The sequence below is a fragment of the Streptosporangium subroseum genome (assembly GCF_900188345.1).
GTDB classification, from domain to species: Bacteria; Actinomycetota; Actinomycetes; order Streptosporangiales; family Streptosporangiaceae; genus Streptosporangium; species Streptosporangium subroseum.
Window position 1 is genome coordinate 60,402 of record NZ_FZOD01000050.1, and the last position, 18,690, is coordinate 79,091.

The window sequence follows — 18,690 nt, forward strand, 5'->3', positions numbered from 1 at the left end:
CGCTCGCCGCAGAACTTCTTGTAGTCCTTGGTCCAGGCAGATCCGTTGGTCGGCAGGGCGCTGATGCTTCTGGCCCGCGCAAGTGTTCCACCGGGGCCGGCCGCCGCTGTGCGCGGGGTTTCGATCGGGATCCGTGGGCGCTACCGCAGTTGGTCGCGGCGGCGGGTCAGGTAGGCGGTCTCGGCGGTGTTGCCCGCCAGGTCGATGGCTTTGTCGTAGGCCGCTCGCGACTCCTGGCCGCGGCCCAGCCGGCGCAGCAGGTCGGCGCGGGTGGCGTGGTAGGGGTGATAGCCGGCCAACCTGTGCTCGAGACGGTCAACGGCCGCCAGTGCCACCTCCGGGCCGTCGAGTTCGGCCACGGCGATGGCCCGGTTGAGGGCGATGATCGGCGAGGGGTCGAGGCGGACGAGCTGGTCGTAGAGGGCGAGGACCTGTGACCAGTCGGTGTCGCGGATGTCGCGGGCGGAGGTGTGCACGGCGTTGATCGCGGCGAGGATCTGGTAGCGGCCCGGAGCGACCCCGGCGGCGGCAGCGGCCAGGCGCTCGCGCACCAGCCGGTGCCCCTCGGCGATCAGCGCCGTGTCCCAGGCTCCTCGGTCCTGCTCGTCGAGGGCGACCAGTTCGCCGCCGGCTGAGACCCGGGCGGTGCGGCGGGCCTCGGTGAGCAGCATCAGCGCCAGCAGCCCGGCCACCTCACCGTCGTCCGGCAGGAGGGTACGGATCAGGCGGGTGAGCCGGATCGCCTCGGCGGTCAGGTCGTGACGTAGGGGATCGGTGTCGGGGCCGGTGGCCAGGTAGCCCTCGTTGAAGACGAGGAGCAGGACGGTGAGCACACTGGAGACGCGTGCCGGGAGGTCCTCGGCGGACGGCACGCGATAGGGGATGCGGGCCGCTTTGATCTTGGCCTTCGCGCGGGTGATCCGCTGCCCCATGGCACTCTCGGCCACCAGGAAGGCGCGGGCGATCTCGGGCACGGTCAGACCGCCGACCATGCGCAACGTCAGCGCCACGCGGGCTTCCATCGCCAGCGCCGGGTGACAGCAGGTGAAGATCAGCCGCAGGCGGTCGTCGTCGATGGCGCTGGGAGGAGGCGCGGGCGGGTCGTCGTGGTACGCCATCTGAGCCTCCCTGTGCTTGTCGTCGCGTTTGTTCTCGCGCCGGATCCGGTCGATAGCCTTGCGGTTGGCGGTGGTGGTCAGCCATGCGCCGGGGTTGGGCGGGACGCCGTCGGCCGGCCACCGCTCGACGGCGGTCGTGAACGCCTCGGCCGCTGCCTCCTCGGCGATGTCGAGGTCACCGAAGCGCCTGGTCAGGGCGGCCACCACCCGCGCCCACTCCTCGTGGTGGGCCCGGGTGATCGCCTTCTCGACGTCGCTCACTGGAACGGCCGCACCTCGACCTTCCGATCGCAGACCTTCGACGCCTCGGCGGCGAGCTTGAGCGCCACATCCAGATCGGGGGCCTCCCACACCCAGACGCCGGCGAGGTACTCCTTCGACTCCACGAAAGGCCCGTCGCTGAACACCGCCTGCTCGCCCCGGTTGTCGATGACCGTGGCCGCGTCGGTGTCCGCGAGTCCGCCCGCGAAAACCCAATAGCCCTCGGCGATCAGTCGTTCGTTGAACGCGCTGATGGCAGGCTGCCTGTCCGTGCTGCCGGGATTGCTCTTGTCATCGATCACGGAAACCAAGTAACGCATCTGAAGATCATCTCCTGTGGTGTCAAGACAGCGTGGTTCGGTGGTCAGGGACTTCAGGCCGTTGCATACTGCGGGCGCCCGGCCGGCCGGTAGACCTGGATCGTCACACCCTTCGAGTCGACCCGCGACTCGACCAGGTCGAGCGCAAGATCCGGGCCGATCTCCGGGAACAGTCTCGCGCCCTGGCCGACGATCACCGGGATCACGATCAGAGTCATCTCGTCGACCAGATCGTTCTCCAGCAGCCACCGGGTCAGGGCGCCACTGCCGTGCACCTGCAGCTCACCCCCGGGCTTGGCCTTCAGCTCACTGACGGCCGCCGCGAGGTCACCGCGGAGAACGGTCGTGTCCTCCCAACGCGGCGCGGTGAGTGCGGTCGAGGCAACGTACTTGGGGGCCTCGTTCAAGGCCACGCCGATGGGATGTGCGCGCATCTGGTCGATTGATCCCCAGGAGCCGGCGAACAACTCGTAGGTACGCCGGCCGAACAGGAACGCCTCTGCGCGCTGGTAGGTCTGCGTGATGAGCGTCCTGGTCTCGTCGTCGCCCTTCCCCAGGGCCCAGCCGCCGCGCTCGAACCCGCGCGGGTGGTCGTCCGTCGGGGCGCCGTTGTTCTGCATCACTCCATCGATCGAGATCTGAGTCATGGTCGTCAGCTTCATGATCGCGGTTCCTTTGCCTTGGCGCCGCCCCCCTTGTGGGCGGCCTCACCCCTGCTACGAACACCGCCGCCCCGATCCGACACCTTCTCCCGGATTTCTTTAAAGAACTTTCCGAGACGCCGGTCGTCAGCGATCCAGCAACGCGACGGGTTCGGGGCGACCGCGCTCCCCCTGCCCATGCACGCCCAGTGCGGACAAGCTCTTGAACCAGATGGGCAGCGGAGACCCTGACTCGTCGTCCGCTCATGCCGCGAAGCGTTACGCTGGCGGCCGCGGGGGACGTTTGATGGAATCGGTCTATGAACACACGAGGACATGAAATCGAGGTCACGCCTGTATCGGATCAGGTCGTGGTGCGAGTCAAGGACGTGGTCGTCGCGACCTCCTCCCGGCCGATCGTGCTCACCGAAACGGGCTGTCCACCGCGGTACTACCTGCCGTCGGCGGACGTGAAGATGGACATGCTCAGATCATCGACAACGACGTCGCACTGCCCGTTCAAGGGCGACGCCGCCTACTGGTCGGTTCAGATCGGTGACGGTGTGGCCGAGGACGTGGTCTGGTCCTACCCGGAGCCGTTCTCGAGGGTGGAGGAGATCGCCGGTTTGCTCGCCTTCTGGGCCGAGAAGCCAGGCGTCACGCTCGAGGTGAACGGGCAGGCCGCGTAATCGTCGCGGGTTGCGATCGCCGCCACGCGCAACAGACCGTCCACCCTGACGGCGCTGAACATCCACTTCTGCCGCGGATGGCACCTACGGAATGCCACGGCAAGCGGCTCGAGCCAACGCCCGGTCGTGCCGAGGTGAGCGCGTCAGTATTGGGGCCGATCCGCCGGCGGTCGCCGGTAGGCGATCGACGTGTTGGCCGCGGCGCAGATGCGCGAGTTCGCCGAGCACCGCGGTGGCATGCACCTGAAGGTCAGTGGCCGACGGCGCGGCCGAGGAAGCGTTCACCGATCTCGGTGATGTCCTCGGTGGTCCACTCGAGAGCGGGCGCGGCGACGGTGATCTCGGTCATCGCCATGCCCGGTACGTCTGTTTCCTGCCAGCCGGCGACGAACCACACTTTCTCCTCTTCGGCGAGTGCCAGCGCCGCGTCGTTGAGCGCTTGCGCCGGGTGGGGCAGCCAGAGACGGAATCGATGGGTATGCGGAGGTTCTGGATACACCCGCGCCCCGGGAAGCGCGGTGAGTGCCGCAGCGACCGTCCTCGCGTGCCGCACGTAATCGGGGATGCGCGGCAGTTCCCTGTTGAGACCGGCGAGTGCGGTCAGGGCGACCGGCCACTGCTGGAACACCTCGCCGCCGTAGCGGTGCCGCCAGATGCGGGCGTAGGAGGCGAGCTGCGTGGTGCCCGCGAGCGCCGCACCGCTGATGCCGCCGATCGTCTTGTAGAACGAGACGTAGGTGCTGTCGGCGAGGTCGGCGATCTCGCTGAGGGGGTGCGCCAGGTATGGGGTGGACTCCCAAATCCGGGCGCCGTCGAAGTGCACGCGTGCACCGATGGCGCGCGCTGCGACGGATAGGGCGGCGAGTTCGCTCCAGGAGGGGAGGACGAAGCCGGCTTCGCGCAGCGGGAGTTCGATGACGACGGTGCTCACGGGTTCGGCGAGCGCGGTGATCTCGTCGGCGGTGGGGTTGCGGGGCGCGGTGGTCGGCCAGGTACTGCGCAGGCCGCTCAGGTGGGCGTAGGCATGCCGTTCGTTCATCTCCAGGTGGCCGAGCGGGTGGAGAGCGACCGTCGGGTGCCCGCTGCGGTCAGCGCCATAGCGCAGCGCGACCTGCTGGGCCATTGTGCCGGTGGGGAAGAAGACGGCGGCCTCGGTTCCCAGTAGGTCTGCCACGCGTTCTTCCAGCGTGGTCACCGGACCGTCACCGTAGAAGTCAGGCTGACCATCCAGATCACCGCCTGCGTCCATGTCCGCCAACCGGTCCCTCATGGTCGTGGGCCGGGTGCCGGAAAGGATTCGGTCGCAGGCCCGCAGAGCGGCAAGCCGACGCTGCCTTGTGTTGTGGGACATCGGCAGATCATCGCATGTCAGCGCAATAGCGGGTCAATTGGTCTCCGGAGGCAGGCGATCATCCTATGCACGGCTCTCGGCCGACAGGTGCTGTGTAGGCCGCGGCGCTTGAAGGAGCGAGCCGGGGCCAACCTCGGCGAGGAGACTTCTGTGCCCTGGTGCACGCAGCGCGCACTCAATTGCCGCGGAGCGTGAGCGTCGCCTGGCTCGGAACAGTCGAGACTGTCAAGCATCTGGTGGGACTGAAGTGTCAAGCATGTCCCGGGACACGACAACCTGTAACGGAAATAGCGCCGACGCTCCAATATCGCGCGTGATCAACCAACTGGGCGAAGGTCCGCAGTCACCGCCTGGACGAGTAGTTCCGATTTTGTTGACTGCGGCGGCGAAACGGGCGTGACCCTCTTGGTCACCCACGTCCGAGGCACGCGTCGACCAGGACACTCGCCCATCCGCGTAATCGCGTTGACACCCCCACACTCCGTTCATATGGTGGCGAAGTCCTTGTTGTCGTCGATCGGAGTAGGACGTTGTTCGTCTGAGGTCTGAGACACCGTGCCGCGTAGCGTCTGTTCGTCGCTATCCGCGTGCTCGTGTGCGACCTCGGCCGTCGAGCCGTCCGCCCGACCGGGACTCTCTCCCCTTCGCGGTGTCTCCATCCGTTGACCTGTTCTCTTCGCAGCGACCGGAGGCACGTATGTCTCACGCCCCCACTTTTCTCACCTGTTCGGCGCTCTCCTTCGCCTGGCCCGACGGGACAACCGTGTTCGACGGTTTCCAGCTGGCCGTCGGCCCGGGCAGAACCGGCCTGATCGGACTCAACGGCTCAGGGAAATCAACTCTGTTGCGACTGCTGGCCGGCGAACTCACCCCCTCCGCAGGCACGGTCAAAGCCGCCGGCGACATCGGGTACCTCCCGCAGACAGTCGTCTTCGACACCGGCCTGCGGGTGGACGAGGCCCTCGGCATCGCCGCCACGCGGGCCGGGCTGCTCGCCATCGAGACGGGTGACACGAGTGAGGCACACTTCACCGCGGTCGGCGATGACTGGGACGTCGAGGAACGGGCCCGCGCCACCCTCGACCAGCTCGGGCTCGGGCGCATCGGCCTCGACCGCACCATCGGCGAGATGTCGGGCGGCGAGTGTGTCCTGCTCCGGTTCGCCGCGCTGCTGCTGGCACGCCCCGACATCCTGCTGCTGGACGAACCGACCAACAATCTCGACCTGGTTGCCAGGGAGCGGCTGTACGCGGCCGTGGACTCCTGGTCGGGTGTGATGGTCGTGGTGAGCCACGACCGCGCCCTGCTGGAGCGGGTCGACCAGATCGCGGATCTGCGGGACGGCGATGTGCGGTGGTACGGCGGGACCTACTCCGCGTACGAGGAGGCGCTGGCCCAGGAGCAGGAGGCGGCCGAGCGGATGGTGCGGGTCGCCGAGGCCGACGTGCACCGGCAGAAGCGGGAACTGGCCGACGCTCAGGTCAAGTTGGCCAGGCGGGCGCGGTACGGCCAGAAGATGTACGACACCAAACGGGAGCCGCGGATCGTCATGAACGCGCGCAAGCGCGCCGCGCAGGAGTCCGCGGGCAAGCACCGGATCCTGCACACCGAGAAGCTCGCGGAGGCGAAGGAGCGCCTCGACGAGGCGGTGGAGGCCGTACGGGACGACGACGAGATCAGGATCGAGCTGCCGCGGACCACGGTCCCCCGGGCCGGGCGGTCCTGACCTTGCGTGACCTGCGTCTGCGGTACGGAGCCTCGGTCGGGGCCGGGGCCGACGGACAGAACGGAGGCGAGCCCGGCGAGGGGACCGCCCAGGAGGCCGGTCGCGAGTTCTCCGTCCACGGTCCGGAGCGGATCGCCCTGACCGGGAGCAATGGCTCGGGCAAGACGACCCTGCTGCGCACGATCGCGGGAGAGCTGAAGCCGGTCTCCGGCGAGGCGTGGGTCCATGTCCCGCTGCGTTTCCTGCCGCAGCGGCTCGACGTCCTGGACGACTCACTGAGCGTGGTCGAGAATGTGGCCCGTTTCGCGCCCGGGGCGACGAACAACGCGATCCGTGCGCGGCTCGCGCGCTTCCTCTTCCGGGGGGCGAGCGCCGACCGGCCGGCCGGCACCCTCTCGGGTGGGGAGCGCTTCCGCGCCTCGCTGGCGGCGCTGCTGCTGGCAGAGCCCGCGCCGCAGTTGCTGTTGTTGGACGAGCCGACCAACAATCTGGATCTGGCGAGCGTAAGACGGCTCACCGCGGCGCTGGAGGCGTACGAGGGCGCGCTGATCGTCGCGAGCCACGATGTGCCGTTCCTGGACTCGATCGGCATCACCCGCCGGCTGACACTCTGAGCCGTGGGGACCGGCCGTACGCCGGGTCAAGCGGCCCGACCCGGCGTTGTCCGGGTCGGGATCTACCACATCCGTAACGCCGTGGGGCGTCCTATCCCGGTGGCACGGCGAGTCATGATGGGCGCGACCAGCCCCCTGACCCGCTGGACGTGCCATGGGTGCCGGCTAATCCCATCTGATGTTTGACGGCCGATCTAGGGATCATGCATCGACTCCTCATCGTCCGCGCCCGTAGGCCCAGGAGGGAGCCGCTACGTCCGCTCATGCCGACGAAGGTGCGTCAAAGACGCGATGCGACAGCGGTATCGAGCGTCCGGCTTCGAACCGGTCGCCGATACCGCTGTCGCACCAGGCCAGTGGTGCTGTCCATGTCAGTTTCCCTTTGCGGCGCGGCCGAGACGGAAGGCCGAGATGAGGAAGAAGATGCCACCGGGGATGGCGTAGCCGGCGGCGTTGGTCAGCGTCGGGTTGTCCGCGGAGGCACCAATGATGAACGACGCACCGGCGAGCATGGAGATGCCACCGCTGATGATCATCGGCCACTGGCCGCCCATCTTGCGGCGGGTGACACCCACGATCAGCTGGACCAGCCCGGCCACGACCGCCCAAGCGCCCCACACGCGCAGCACCGCCGGGATACCGGACGCGCAGGCAATGGCCACGCCGATGGCGGTGATCAAACTGACCGCGACGTTCACGTACAGCAGGGCGGGTGATCCGGTGGTGCGCGACGCGCGGGCGTCGATGACGGCGGCGGCCACGTCGAACAGCGGGTAGAGCACGAGCAGAGTGACCGCGACCGGACCCAGTTTCGAGGCGGTCGTGAACATCACGAGGGCCCAGACGATGGCGAACGCGAACCGGACGAAATACAGCCGCCGCAGTGCGGACGCGGTCCCGGAAATATTGGGCGAAGCAGCGATAGTGCTCATGATGATCCTTTCAGAGTTTGAGTGACGAGGAGACCGCCTCGCTCGTTCCGGGAAGGCACTCCCGGTGCACGGGCGCTGCTGACGGCCATGGTCGCGGCAGATGCTCGATGGGAATCCGGGCCGGCTTCACGAAGGACGGAAAGTCCGAGGTCCTCCGTGCCGCGGACGCCGGATCCGCCGCCGACAGGCCGACCACGGCCGTACCGATGGACAGTGGCGCGGTGCGTACGTGCATACACGAGCCACTGGAACAACTCCCCCGCAAGACCGAACGTTCTATCGCGACACAGCATGGCAATCTGCGGTGCGGACTGTCAAGACCGAACGTTCTACTCGCTAAGATGAGGGCATGCGCAGCCAATCCGAAGGCCGGCCATCCGAAGCGCGATCCCGGCTGCTCGACACGGCCACCCGGCTCTTCTACGCGGAGGGCCTCCACGCCGTCGGCATCGATCGCATCGTCACGGAAGCACAGGTGACGCGGGCCACCCTCTACCGGCACTTCCCCGGCAAGGAAGACCTTGTCCTCGCCTACCTGAACGGGATCGACCGGGCCATGCGGGGCCAGGCGGACGAGGCCGTCGCCGCCGGGCTCCCGGCCGCCGACACCCTCCGAGCCCTCAGCAAGTCCATCGCCCAGGGCATCCAGTCCCCCGGCTTCCGGGGATGCGCCTTCCTCAACGCCGCCGCCGAGTATCCCGACCCCGAGTCCCCGGTGCGCAAGGCCGTGCTCGCCCACCGCCAATGGTTCCTGGAAACCGTCACGGAACTGCTGGCCAAGATCCGGGAGGCAGGCGCCGAGCCCGCCGCCCGCCACTTCGTGATGATGCGCGACGGCGCCATGGCCGCCGGCTGCCTGTTCGACCCGGCGCTGATCTGCGAGACCTTCCTGCATGGAGTCGAAAGGCTCCTGCAGGTTTATGCCGCCACCGACGACATCGGGCCGGCGGGGCCTGAAGACGCCATCAACGCACCTATACGTTGACCGGCTCTGTCGCTGATCGTGGGACGTGGGACGTCAGCGTCGAAGAAGGATCCTCTTTCCGAGAAGGTCGAGGTTCGCCCTGACGTACCCGTGCCGTTTGATTGGCTTGACTCTCGTGCACGGTGGCGCAGGGGAGAACCACGCGGTGGTCGTCGGTCGCGCATTCCGGCAGTTGGATCCGCTCCGGGATGAAACCCGAGAACCGATACGTGAGGCGCACGGCCGCGCCCCGGTCGGGCACCTGCGGATTCACCGTGACCGTCCAGCCGGTGATCTCGGCGGTCGTCGGGTAGACCTCGTCGCCGCGCACCACAGGCACTTTCCCGGCCGCTGAGCCCAGCTCACCCGGCTCCTGCGGCCCGTTGCACGCGCCGACGAGCAGCAGTACGGCAGCGACAAGCCACACCCGCGAGATCATGGCGCGTCTCTACCGTGAGTTGACCGTGCGCCGCCGGACGGCCCACAGTGAGCGCATGAACAGGGCTCTGGCCGCGCTGACTTTCGGCGCGCTGCTCACACTGCTGATCGGGGTCGTCGCATCCGGAGAGTCCCTGCCGTCGCTTGTGCTCGGCGCGGTGTTCACCGCATTGGTCACCGTCGGCTTCTCGTGGGTACGTGCACGCAATCGGCTGGCCTGGTCGCTCGGATACGTGGCCGTGCAGCTGCCGATCGCGTTCGTCGTGTTCTCGCTGAACGCAGGGGTCGCCGCGACGCTTCTGCTCGTCGTGCTGGTCAGCCAGTGCGTGCTGCTACGGTTGCCGATCGCCGCGACGGCGGTCGTGGTCGGGCTGGTCCCGTTCGTCCACCTCGGCATGTCGTGGGGCGAAGGGCTGCGGGAAGGGCTTGGAATACTTCTCGCCGCGGTGTTCGCCGCGATCGTGACGGAGTTGCTGCAACGCGAACAACGCGCCCGTGTCGAACTGGCCGAGGCGCACGAGCAGCTGCGTGACTACGCCGCGCAGGCGGAGCGGCTCGCAACCGTGCAGGAACGCAACCGGGTCGCACGCGACATCCACGATGGACTGGGGCACTCGCTCACCGTCGTCCAGATGCAGGTCAAGGCCGCCCGTGCGGTCCTGCCGACCGACACCGCCAAGGCCGACGAGGTACTCGCCAAGGCCCAGGACCAGGCCGAGGTCGCACTCGCCGAGGTACGCCGCTCGGTCCGCACATTGCGCGAACCACGCGAAACCCCTCCCCTGCCCGACGCCTTGCAGGCGTTGGCCGAACTGACATCCGCCGCGGGCGTGACCACCAGCGTCGCGATATCCGGCGAGCAGCGACCGTTGCCTGACGAGACGCGCGAGGCCTTGTTCCGTACGGCGCAAGAGGGTCTGACCAACGTCAGAAAGCACGCCCAGGCAACCCGCGCCGACGTGGTCCTGAACTACGCTGACACCGCCGTCCGGCTGGCCATCCGCGACGACGGCGCCGGCTCCGCTTCGACGCCCGCGTCCGGTTTCGGCCTGGTCGGGCTCCGGGAACGCGCCGAGCACCTGGGCGGACGGTTGAGCGTCGAGTCGGCACCGGGGTCGGGCTACACATTGAGCATGGAGGTTCCCGGATGAGCCCGGTCCGCGTCCTGTTGGTCGACGACCAGGCTCTGTTCCGCGAGGCCCTGGCCACCCTCCTGGCCACGCACGACGCCATCGAGGTCGTCGGCGAGGCAGGCAACGGCGACGAAGCGATCCGCCAGGCCGCCGAGCTCACCCCGGACGTCGTCCTGATGGATCTGCGCATGCCCGTCCTGGACGGCGTCGCCGCGACCCGCCGCTTGCGTACCGACCACCCCGGCATCGGCATCGTCGCGCTGACGACGTTCGACGACGACGAGGACGTGTTCGCCGCCCTTCGCGCTGGAGCTTTGGGCTACCTGCTCAAGGACGTCTCCTCGGCTCAGCTGATCGAGGCCGTTCTGGCCGCCGCCCGCGGCGAGTCGGTGTTGCAGCCGTCCGTCGCCGCGAAGGTGGTCGCCCAGTTCGTCCGCCTGCCGTCGACCAGCGCCCCGGAACCGCAGCCATTGGTCGTGCCGCTGTCCGACCGCGAACTCGAAGTCCTCCGCCTCCTCGCCACCGGCCACAGCAACCGCGAAATCGCCGCAACGCTTCACCTGGCCGAGGGCACCGTGAAAAACCACGTCACCAATGTCCTGTCAAAACTGAACGCCCGCGACCGCACCCAAGCCGCATTACGCGCACGGTCACTCGGTTTGCTCTGACCGTTTCCCCCGGGTCATGACCCCCTCATGACCTCGGGCATGACCTTCGGCACATGGCAGGACGGCGGCTGACGGCGACTCTTGTCGGTATCAGTCGATGCCGAATCCGAGGGGACGTCATGACGACCGTGGGAACCACCCGAAACACGAGTCGCAAGCTGGGCCGGTTCGTCTGGCACTACGTCGAGATGGTGATCGCCATGCTCGCCGGGATGTTCGTGCTGGCGCCGCTGTGGCCGGACGCCTGGCTGGCGCGGCCGGAGGTCGACGCGCTCGTCATGGCGACCAACATGACCATCGGAATGACCATGGCGATGGTCTTGCACAGGCATTCGTGGGCGCGGATCGGTGAGATGGCGGCCGCGATGTACTTACCGTTCCTCGTCTTGCTGGTGCCGTTCTGGCTCGGGGCGTTGTCCGCCATGGGGTTGATGACGGCCGGGCACGTGATCATGTTCCCGCTCATGCTGGCCGCCATGGTGTGGCGCCGCGACCACTACTGGCACTGAGGTTTCGATGCGCACCTTTCTGCGCCGCGCGCTCGCGGTGATCGCGGTTTTCCTGATTCCGGTGGCGGGCGGGGCGATCTCCGTCTTCGCCACGTTCGACGCCCAGTACGCACCCGGGCCGGACCGGCCCATTCCCGCCGCCACCTCCCTGGCTTTCGACCCCGCCAAACCGACCGCGGTCGTGGTGATCGGCGACAACGGGGCCGTCGTGTCGGATGCCCTTGCCCCATACGAGATCCTGGTCGCCTCGGGCCGGTTCAACGTCTACACCGTCGCGTCGCAAAGGCGTCCGCTGCCGTTGACCGGTGGCCTGGACCTGGTGCCGGATCTGAGCTTCGCGGATCTTGCCAGACTCACCGGCGGTGCCGCGCCGAAGCTCGCGGTCATCCCGGCGATGCCGGACGTCGGCGAGCCCAGTACCGGTTCGGTCACGACGTGGCTGCGTGATCAGGTGAGCCGCGGCACGCTGTTGCTGAGCGTGTGCAACGGCGCCGGTGTCCTCGCCTCGGCGGGTCTGCTCGACGGCCGGCCCGCGACCGCGCACTGGATGCGGATCGGCTCGTTCGAGTCGGACTATCCCGCGGTGAACTGGGTGCACGGCAGGCGTTTCGTCGACAGCGGTACCGTCGTCACGACCGCGGGCGTGTTGTCCGGCATCGACGGAACCCTGCACATGATCGAGCGCTTGGCCGGTTCGACGGCGGCGGCGAACGCGGCCAAGGCCGTGGGCTGGCGGTACTACGGCAACACGCCGCCGGTCGTGACCGGCATCGCCATGCCCGCCCCGGCCGCGATCGTCAACGCGGGTTGGACGTGGGCGCCGCCGACCGTCGGCGTGATGCTGACGCCGGGCGTCGGCGAAATCGACCTGGCGTCGGTGTTCGAAACGCACGACAAGTCGCTCGCAGACCGGACGTTGGCCGTGAGCGCGGACGGCGGCCCGATCCGGTCACGGCATGGCCTGACGTTCCTGCCCCGCGCCGATCTCGCCGGCGCGGCCCCGGACCTGGATCGCTTGCTCGTGCCCGGAGCCGGCGTTCGCCTGGGCCAGGTCCCCGACGGCCTGGAGCCGGTGTACGTCCACTCCGGACAGGACTTCGCCTACAACGACGCCGTGCGGGACCTGGCCCGGACAACGGATGTGGCCACCGCCCGCTGGACCGCTGAGACCATGGAACTGCCGACCGACGGCCTGCGACTGGACGGCCCGGCGTGGCCGTGGCTGCAGACGGCGTTGCCCATCCTGTTGATCCTTTTGGGTATTGCCGCGGTGATCTGCCTTCCTCGCCTTCGGACCGCTGTGGGCACTCTCGTCCGGGCCTGATCGCGGCGGTTCCCTCGCGACGCGAGGGAGCCGCCGTCAGAACCGGCCCTTGATCAGCGAGTACAGCACCTTGATGGTGTTCTCGGCCGAGGCGGGAATTCGGTCCGGTCATCGGATACGGCGTTGACCGCCCCACGTTCTGGATCGGCCGGCAGTCGACCGGCGACGGCTTCCGCGAGTCGCACATCGCTTTCACGGCAACCGACCGCCAGCTGGTCGACGCCTTCTTCGCCGCGGCCATCGGCGCCGGCGCGGAGGTCCTGCATGAGCCGCGAGTCCGGCCGGAGTACCACCCGGACTACTACGGCGCCTTCGTACGCGACCCCGACGGCAACAACGTCGAGGCAATCTGCCACCGATCCCGCTGAACCCACCGCTTCATCCACGCTCCGGAGCACACACATGCCGCAAGCTAAGCGGTCGGTCGACGGGTCGGCTCTGGTCATCCCTGTGAGCCGCCCACGTTCACGCCGGCACCCGATCTACACAAACAACCGCAACCCGGCCCCGGCGTCCGCCCTGTCCGCGGGCGCCCCGCAGCGAATTGTCTTCGCGCGGGGTTCGCCCGCCGTATTCGGTCAGCCGACCTGGGTGAGGGCGTCGATCGCGGCGACGTCTTCGGCTGTGAGGTCGAAGCCTTGCAGGTCGAAGTTGGTGGCGACGCGTTCCCGGCGGGAGGACCTGGGCAAGATCACGATGTCGTGTTCCAGATGCCAGCGCAGGACGACCTGGGCGGGAGTGGCTCCGTGCCTCTGGGCGATCCCGGTGAGGACCGGGTCGTTCAGGTCGGTGTTCTTGAGGCCACTGTAGCCCTCAACGACCACACCTCGGCGACGGTGCTCCTCCAGCAGGGCCGGGTCGTGCTGCGCCGGGCTCCACGGAATCTGGTTGACCGCCGGCTGCCGTCCGGTGGCCTTGGTCAGCAGGTCGATCAGTTCCGGGCTGTAGTTGCTGACCCCGACGTTGCGGACCAGCCCGGCGTCCTTGGCGGACAACAACTCCTGCCACGTCGAGACGAGCTCGTCCTGGTCCGTCGGCCAGTGGATCAGCCAGAGATCCAGGTAGTCGGTGCCGAGCAGCTGGAGACTCGACTCCAGGGTGCGGCGGGCGTGCCGCGCGTCCTGCGGGCGGAGCTTGGTCGTGAGGAAGACCTGCTCCCGGTCCAGGCCGCTGTCCTTCACGGCTCTGCCGACGTCGGACTCGTTCTGGTACAAGGTCGCGGTGTCGACATGCCGGTAACCGATCTCAAGCGCCGCACGCACCGACTCGTACGCCGCCTTGGGCTGCAGCTGCCAGGTCCCAAAACCGATCAACGGCAGCGCAGTACCGTCAGGCAGGTTCACTGTCTTAGTCATGCGGAGCATTCTGCACCACCACCCTGCCTCGATCGACGGCCGCTCCCAGCCACGGGCAGCCGTGGCACTCTGTCGAGCTGCTGGTGCGGCCCTCCGCCGCGCCAGCCGAGGCGGGTTCCATCAAGATCGACAGTAGATTCCGGGTATTTAATCCCACCTGGTGCTTGATGTATCTGTCCCAGTTGATGCTTGACGGCCGGCCTAAGGATCATGCATCGACTCCTCATCGTCCGTGCCCGTAGGTCCGAGAGGGAGCCGCTACGTCCGCTCATGCCGATGAGGGTGCGTCAAAGACGCGATACGACAGCGGTATCGGCGTCCGGCTTCGAGCCGGTCGCCGATACCGCCGTCGCACCAGGCCGGCGACGTGCCTACCTGGCCGAGATGCCGGACGAGGAATCGAGCCGAGTCGTCGATTCCGATTCCTGCATCGAGCATGTCTCCGATCCAGATCGGAGACTTCTTTTCCTATTCCGGCGCGTTCCGCCCGCCGCTACGTCCTGTAGCGGAAGAGGATCCGGCCGCGGGTGAGGTCGTACGGGCTGAGCTCCACGAGCACCCGGTCATACGGCAAGATCTTGATGTAGTTCTTCCGTATCTTCCCGCTGATGTGCGCCAGCACCTTGTGCCCGTTCTGGAGCTCCACCTTGAAGGTGGCGTTGCGCAGGCACTCGATGACGGTGCCCTCGACTTCGATGCCGTCTGATGTTCTTGCCATGTTCTCGCCCTTCTCCGGTCGGTGACTGTGGGGTCGGTGAGGAAACGAATTCCGTTGACGCAACCGTGATCGAGGCGCCTCGGCAGACGCGGACGGTCGCGGACGGCGGCCGCGACCGGCCGTCCCGCGCGTTACGGGAACCGATGCTCGCTCACCAGCTCGGCTCGGCCTGTGCCGCGCGTGCTTCGGGCCCGGTCCCCTCGCGCGGTGACGCGGTGGAGCGTCAGCGGAGCACCAACTCCAGGTTGCTGCTCGCACGCCGGGCGCCGACGCCCTCGAACAGCGCCATGGCCGCCCCGTTGGATTCGTTCACCTCGGCCGATGCCGTTTCGATCCCGCCGCGGTGCAGCGAACCCAGCACGTGGGCGAGCAGCGCCCGAGCGATACCGCGGCGGTGCTGGTCGGACCGGACAGCGATCAGCCCGATCCGTGGCTGCCTGGTCACCGGCGCCACCCGGAGCAATCCCACGTATCTATCGGACTGTGCTGCCACCGCGTACTTCGACGGGTCCCGCAGGGTAGCGCCGTCCAGGCGGGGCAACACCTCAGCCAGCATCTCCTGCCATCCGACGGCGGCCTCGACCTCGTCGCGAATCGCGCGGTCCAACGTGCGCAGAGGGACCTCCTCCGCCTCGCCGACGGCCACTATCGTCACGTCCGACGGCGGTAGCACCGAGCCGAGTCCCGTGACCCTCGGGTCGGTGGGCACGAGGTACTCCCACTCGCGGCGTCGGGTCATGAAGCCGACTCGCTCCCAATGGGACGTCACGTCGGGGTCGGCCTCGTCGACCACCGTGTACAGCGGCTTCGGTAGGTCCGCCAGCATGGCATCGGCGAGTTGGTCAAAGACCGCGCCGTGCCACGCGTCGACGCTGAGGAAAATCCGTCCGTCGGGCCTGCGCGAAGCGTCGCCGCGGCCGACCACTCGGTCGTCCTCCACGGCGTGCCATTGCCTCCCCGCGACCCGCGTGATCACTACGGCAGGCTCGCCCATGCCCGAAGTGAAATGCACAGAATTCATAGGTTGTTGCCTTTCGGGATTGCCTTGTCGAGGCGCTCCCGGCGACACCTACGTCAATCGCCCAACCGTGAAGAAGATGGGGAGCACCCATATCGATACAGCGTTCATGGGTCTCACCTCCTAGTGCGATGTCACGGTCTGCGGGACGCTATCAGCCCGAATGTCGTCCCGTCCACCCATTTTTCCGTCGACCAACTCGGCGGGCCGCCAATGCGCTCATCTGCTGCGATGCAGCTAAAAGCTCATTTCGCGGGTGGTCTCGGCTGTATGGCGTGCGGTGCGGTCCTCTTGCGCCAGGCCTTCAGGACGGACTCGGCGCACGTGCAGAAACGGCTCCTCAAGCGCGCGTTGCAGCGCTTTGGCCAGCGCCGACTTGCCCGAGCTGGACGCACCGTTGAGGAAGATCACCCGGCCGGGACCGCGGGGATGGGGACGAGGTTCCACTCTCAAAGGATGCACTGATGGATCATCCGCGCCGCACTCTCATGCCGCATCGAGCACCGTTGATCTCAAGGCGATCATGTGTTCGTGGGAGTTCCACGCAGACAGCGCACCGAACAAACGCCCGAACTCGGCCTGGCCGAAGCACGACTGGTCGGGACCACGACGCCGGCCCGTGGGGCGCGATCCACTATGGGCAAACGTTCGGACCGACGTGCAGCCGGTATCGACGGCACCGGGGTGGACGCGGCTGGCGTCCACCCCGGCGTTTCACGGTGTCGTACGGCCCACTTGGGGACCGACTGGAGCTACTCGCAGGGCAAGTCGCTCAGGATCCGGTCTTGACCTGGGCCGTGTCCTGACCGTCGCCCGTGGACGGCACGACCTGGATGGTCTTCGAGGTCGTGATCGGCGCGAGCGAGCTGTCATCGGTGTAAGCGCGCATCGAGTCGTTCGTCACCGACACACTCACCGAACCGGCGTTCAGCGCGGTGAGCGTCCGGGTCCGCGGGTCAAGAATCGCGACCTTGCCCGCGTCGCGAGCCTCCTCCACGGCGTCCTTGCCGCTACCGATCGCCAGATTGGACGAGCCGTCCCAGTCCACCGACATCGGATAGCGCAGCGGCACCACCCGCGTGCCCGCCGACACCCCCTGCGGCTGCACGATGCTGCCCGACAGCTGCGCCGCCGTGCCCACCTCCAGCGAGGCCGGGGCATCGAGCGTGATGGACTGCGCGAACGCGCGCACGTTCGCCTCGATCCACTGCTCATCCGCGTTCTGCCGCGCATCGACCGACCAGTCCACCCACCCGGTGAACCCACCGCGATCCGGCGTGCCGTACGGGTCCTTGCCCGAAGACGGCAACACCATGTACGGCACCCCCTGCACCCGGTGGACGTCGGCGATCTGGGCGTGGGAGCCGACCATCGCCGCGCCCTTGTTCGTGGCCGCACGGAAATCGGTGAGCATGTTCTCGATGAGCGCGACCTCGTCACGGTCGCCGAGCTGGCTGGACTTGGTCTCGGCGGGGTCGTCCACCGGGTGGTGGGCGAACACCATGACGTTGTGCACCGAGGTGTCCTTCTGGGCCTCGGCGAGCGCCTGCTGCATCATCGGCAGCTGGTCCCACGCGGTGCCGCGCAGCGACCCCAGGGAGCTGGCCAGCAGGATGAACCGGGTGCCCTTGTGATCGAACGTCCGATAGGGCCGGCCGAACTCGTTGGTGAAGTTCGTCAGGTCGGACTGGACGTTGTTCAGACCGTAGGACTCGTGGTTGCCCGGCACGTAGTAACACGGCACCGAGCCGGCCTTCGCATCCGGGGTGCTGTTTGCTGCCGGTTCCTGGCCGACCGGGATGAGGTCGCATCCGGCGTCGGTGAGCACCTGACGGGCCAGGGTGAGGTCTTGTGGCAGGCCCCGGTCGGTGATGTCGCCGTTGAGCACCAGCAGGTCCGGCTTGGTGGCGCGGATCCGCTTGATCGCGGCCGTGGCGACCTGGGTCAGCGCCGGGTTGTCGGCGGTGAACTGCACGTCCGACAGCGTGGCGAACTGCCAGGTCTTGTTGCTCTGCAGCAGCGAACCGTCGCTGGAGATCAGCGGGTCGGCCCGCAGCGCGGGCTGGGCGGGCAACTCGATCGAGGTCGGGACGTCGGCCTCGACGCGGTCCAGGATGAACGTGCCCGCCTTCTGCTGGGCGACGCTCGTGTTGATGCCCTGGAAGCTATTGATCGTGATCGGGAACGCCGTGTTGGCCGGCAGTGTCCACGTCGCGTACTGCCAGTCGTTGCTCGCGGTCAGGGCGGTGCCGTAGATGCCGGTGCTCTTGCCGTTGGCGTCGTAGTAGAGCAGGTAGGTCAGGCCGTTAGGCACGCTGATGCTCGACTTGAGCCGCACCCGCAGGCGCAGCGGCTGGCCGGGCACCGGGATGCGCTGAGCCGCCGACGCCGCTCCGATGCCGACGTTGCGCATCGCGTTGAAGTCGATCCGCAGGCCGTCGGGGTCCACCGAGAGTGTGGTGGCCGCGGTGCTGTTGTTGCGCCAGCGGGCGAGCACGTCGTCGTTGAAGTCATACAACGTCTGGGTCTGCACACCGATCGTGATCGGGAGCTTCACCGACGTGTCGCCGACCGAGACGGTCAGGAGCGTGCTCGCGTTGACCAGCGGAACGATCTTCAGTTTGCCGTCCACGGACTGGATGTCGACGACGTTGTGGTCGTAGTCCAGGTCGAGGTCTCGCGGGTCGATCGGGGCGGTGTAGCCCTGGTCGTCGCGGCCGGTCACCGCGACGGTGGCCGCGGCGGCGGGCGTCGCGTCGGCGATCGACAGGCGCTGCGACGACAGCTCCAGGCCGTCGAGCGGGTGCAGGACGGTGATCTGCTCGCGCCCGGCCTCACGCCCCACGTGCGCTTCGACCTTGAGCACACCGTACGGCTTGGCGATCTTGGCCGGGGCCGTGACCGTGCCGTT

18 protein-coding genes and 1 pseudogene are annotated in these 18,690 nt (G+C 67.9%); 8 read left to right on the top strand and 11 right to left on the bottom strand.

All coding sequences use genetic code 11. The features are described 5' to 3' along the window. Window positions 1-140 precede the first annotated feature (140 nt). The 3 genes from CHC08_RS34570 to CHC08_RS34580 are packed head-to-tail and all read right to left on the bottom strand — an operon-like array spanning window position 141 to window position 2,361. Window positions 141-1,379, bottom strand: coding sequence for an RNA polymerase sigma factor (locus tag CHC08_RS34570; RefSeq protein ID WP_089211589.1), 1,239 nt, complete (start codon window positions 1,377-1,379; stop codon window positions 141-143). After that, window positions 1,376-1,699, bottom strand: coding sequence for a YciI family protein (locus CHC08_RS34575; protein ID WP_089211590.1), 324 nt, complete (start codon window positions 1,697-1,699; stop codon window positions 1,376-1,378). The genes CHC08_RS34570 and CHC08_RS34575 overlap by 4 nt, the downstream gene beginning before the upstream one ends. Window positions 1,700-1,752: 53 nt before the next feature. After that, the gene (locus tag CHC08_RS34580; RefSeq protein ID WP_089211591.1) at window positions 1,753-2,361 is read right to left on the bottom strand and encodes a dihydrofolate reductase family protein; all 609 of its coding nucleotides are present in this window, start codon (window positions 2,359-2,361) and stop codon (window positions 1,753-1,755) included. Window positions 2,362-2,711: 350 nt separating this feature from the next. On the opposite strand from CHC08_RS34580, the gene CHC08_RS34585 reads away from it, so the two are divergent. Next, a complete protein-coding gene (locus tag CHC08_RS34585) occupies window positions 2,712-3,029 on the top strand; it encodes a DUF427 domain-containing protein (RefSeq protein WP_218825632.1) in 318 nt (105 codons plus the stop codon). Window positions 3,030-3,279: 250 nt separating this feature from the next. Here the strand turns inward: CHC08_RS34585 and CHC08_RS34590 are convergent, their stop codons facing one another. Continuing rightward, entirely contained in the window at window positions 3,280-4,380 is a 1,101-nt protein-coding gene (locus CHC08_RS34590) for a threonine aldolase family protein (protein WP_089211593.1), read from the bottom strand. A gap of 697 nt (window positions 4,381-5,077) precedes the next feature. Between CHC08_RS34590 and CHC08_RS34595 the strand changes: the two are divergent. After that, window positions 5,078-6,720 (top strand): annotated as a pseudogene (locus CHC08_RS34595) (ABC-F family ATP-binding cassette domain-containing protein). A 371-nt stretch (window positions 6,721-7,091) separates the two neighbouring features. On the opposite strand, the gene CHC08_RS34600 reads toward CHC08_RS34595, so the two are convergent. After that, window positions 7,092-7,652: a hypothetical protein gene (locus tag CHC08_RS34600; RefSeq protein ID WP_089211594.1), complete on the bottom strand. Its 561-nt coding sequence runs from the start codon at window positions 7,650-7,652 to the stop codon at window positions 7,092-7,094. Window positions 7,653-8,001: 349 nt separating this feature from the next. Between CHC08_RS34600 and CHC08_RS52565 the strand changes: the two genes are divergently transcribed. After that, entirely contained in the window at window positions 8,002-8,637 is a 636-nt protein-coding gene (locus CHC08_RS52565) for a TetR/AcrR family transcriptional regulator (protein WP_089211596.1), read from the top strand. Here CHC08_RS52565 and CHC08_RS48705 read toward each other — a convergent pair. Continuing rightward, complete coding sequence (locus CHC08_RS48705) at window positions 8,627-9,055, bottom strand: hypothetical protein (RefSeq protein WP_143653456.1); 429 nt, start codon at window positions 9,053-9,055, stop codon at window positions 8,627-8,629. The genes CHC08_RS52565 and CHC08_RS48705 overlap by 11 nt on opposite strands. Before the next feature lie 55 nt (window positions 9,056-9,110). Between CHC08_RS48705 and CHC08_RS34615 the strand changes: the two genes are divergently transcribed. The 5 genes from CHC08_RS34615 (at window position 9,111) to CHC08_RS34635 (ending at window position 13,056) form a co-directional block, all read left to right on the top strand. Further along, window positions 9,111-10,205, top strand: coding sequence for a sensor histidine kinase (locus tag CHC08_RS34615; protein WP_089211597.1), 1,095 nt, complete (start codon window positions 9,111-9,113; stop codon window positions 10,203-10,205). Beyond that, window positions 10,202-10,855: a response regulator gene (locus CHC08_RS34620; protein ID WP_089211598.1), complete on the top strand. Its 654-nt coding sequence runs from the start codon at window positions 10,202-10,204 to the stop codon at window positions 10,853-10,855. Before CHC08_RS34615 ends, CHC08_RS34620 begins: the two co-directional genes overlap by 4 nt. 119 nt (window positions 10,856-10,974) lie before the next feature. After that, on the top strand, window positions 10,975-11,364 hold the full coding sequence (locus CHC08_RS34625) for a hypothetical protein (RefSeq protein ID WP_089211599.1): 390 nt from the start codon (window positions 10,975-10,977) through the stop codon (window positions 11,362-11,364). 7 nt (window positions 11,365-11,371) lie between these two features. Further along, window positions 11,372-12,688 carry a DJ-1/PfpI family protein gene (locus CHC08_RS34630; protein ID WP_089211600.1) on the top strand — a complete coding sequence of 439 codons (1,317 nt, stop codon included), beginning with the start codon at window positions 11,372-11,374 and terminating at the stop codon, window positions 12,686-12,688. Between the two features lie 110 nt (window positions 12,689-12,798). After that, complete coding sequence (locus CHC08_RS34635) at window positions 12,799-13,056, top strand: VOC family protein (protein WP_143653459.1); 258 nt, start codon at window positions 12,799-12,801, stop codon at window positions 13,054-13,056. Between the two features lie 210 nt (window positions 13,057-13,266). Here CHC08_RS34635 and CHC08_RS34640 read toward each other — a convergent pair whose 3' ends face one another. The 5 genes from CHC08_RS34640 to CHC08_RS34660 all read right to left on the bottom strand — a co-directional run. Continuing rightward, window positions 13,267-14,043, bottom strand: a complete 777-nt coding sequence (locus CHC08_RS34640) for an aldo/keto reductase (RefSeq protein WP_218825633.1) — start codon at window positions 14,041-14,043, stop codon at window positions 13,267-13,269. A gap of 493 nt (window positions 14,044-14,536) precedes the next feature. Next, window positions 14,537-14,761, bottom strand: coding sequence for a translation initiation factor IF-1 (gene infA, locus CHC08_RS34645; RefSeq protein ID WP_089211602.1), 225 nt, complete (start codon window positions 14,759-14,761; stop codon window positions 14,537-14,539). A 223-nt stretch (window positions 14,762-14,984) separates the two neighbouring features. Beyond that, window positions 14,985-15,782: a GNAT family N-acetyltransferase gene (locus CHC08_RS34650; protein ID WP_089211603.1), complete on the bottom strand. Its 798-nt coding sequence runs from the start codon at window positions 15,780-15,782 to the stop codon at window positions 14,985-14,987. A gap of 234 nt (window positions 15,783-16,016) precedes the next feature. Further along, window positions 16,017-16,190, bottom strand: coding sequence for a chloramphenicol phosphotransferase CPT family protein (locus tag CHC08_RS34655; RefSeq protein WP_218825634.1), 174 nt, complete (start codon window positions 16,188-16,190; stop codon window positions 16,017-16,019). A gap of 361 nt (window positions 16,191-16,551) precedes the next feature. Next, window positions 16,552-18,690 (bottom strand): metallophosphoesterase family protein (locus tag CHC08_RS34660; RefSeq protein ID WP_143653458.1); only part of this gene is annotated, 2,139 nt, incomplete at its 5' end.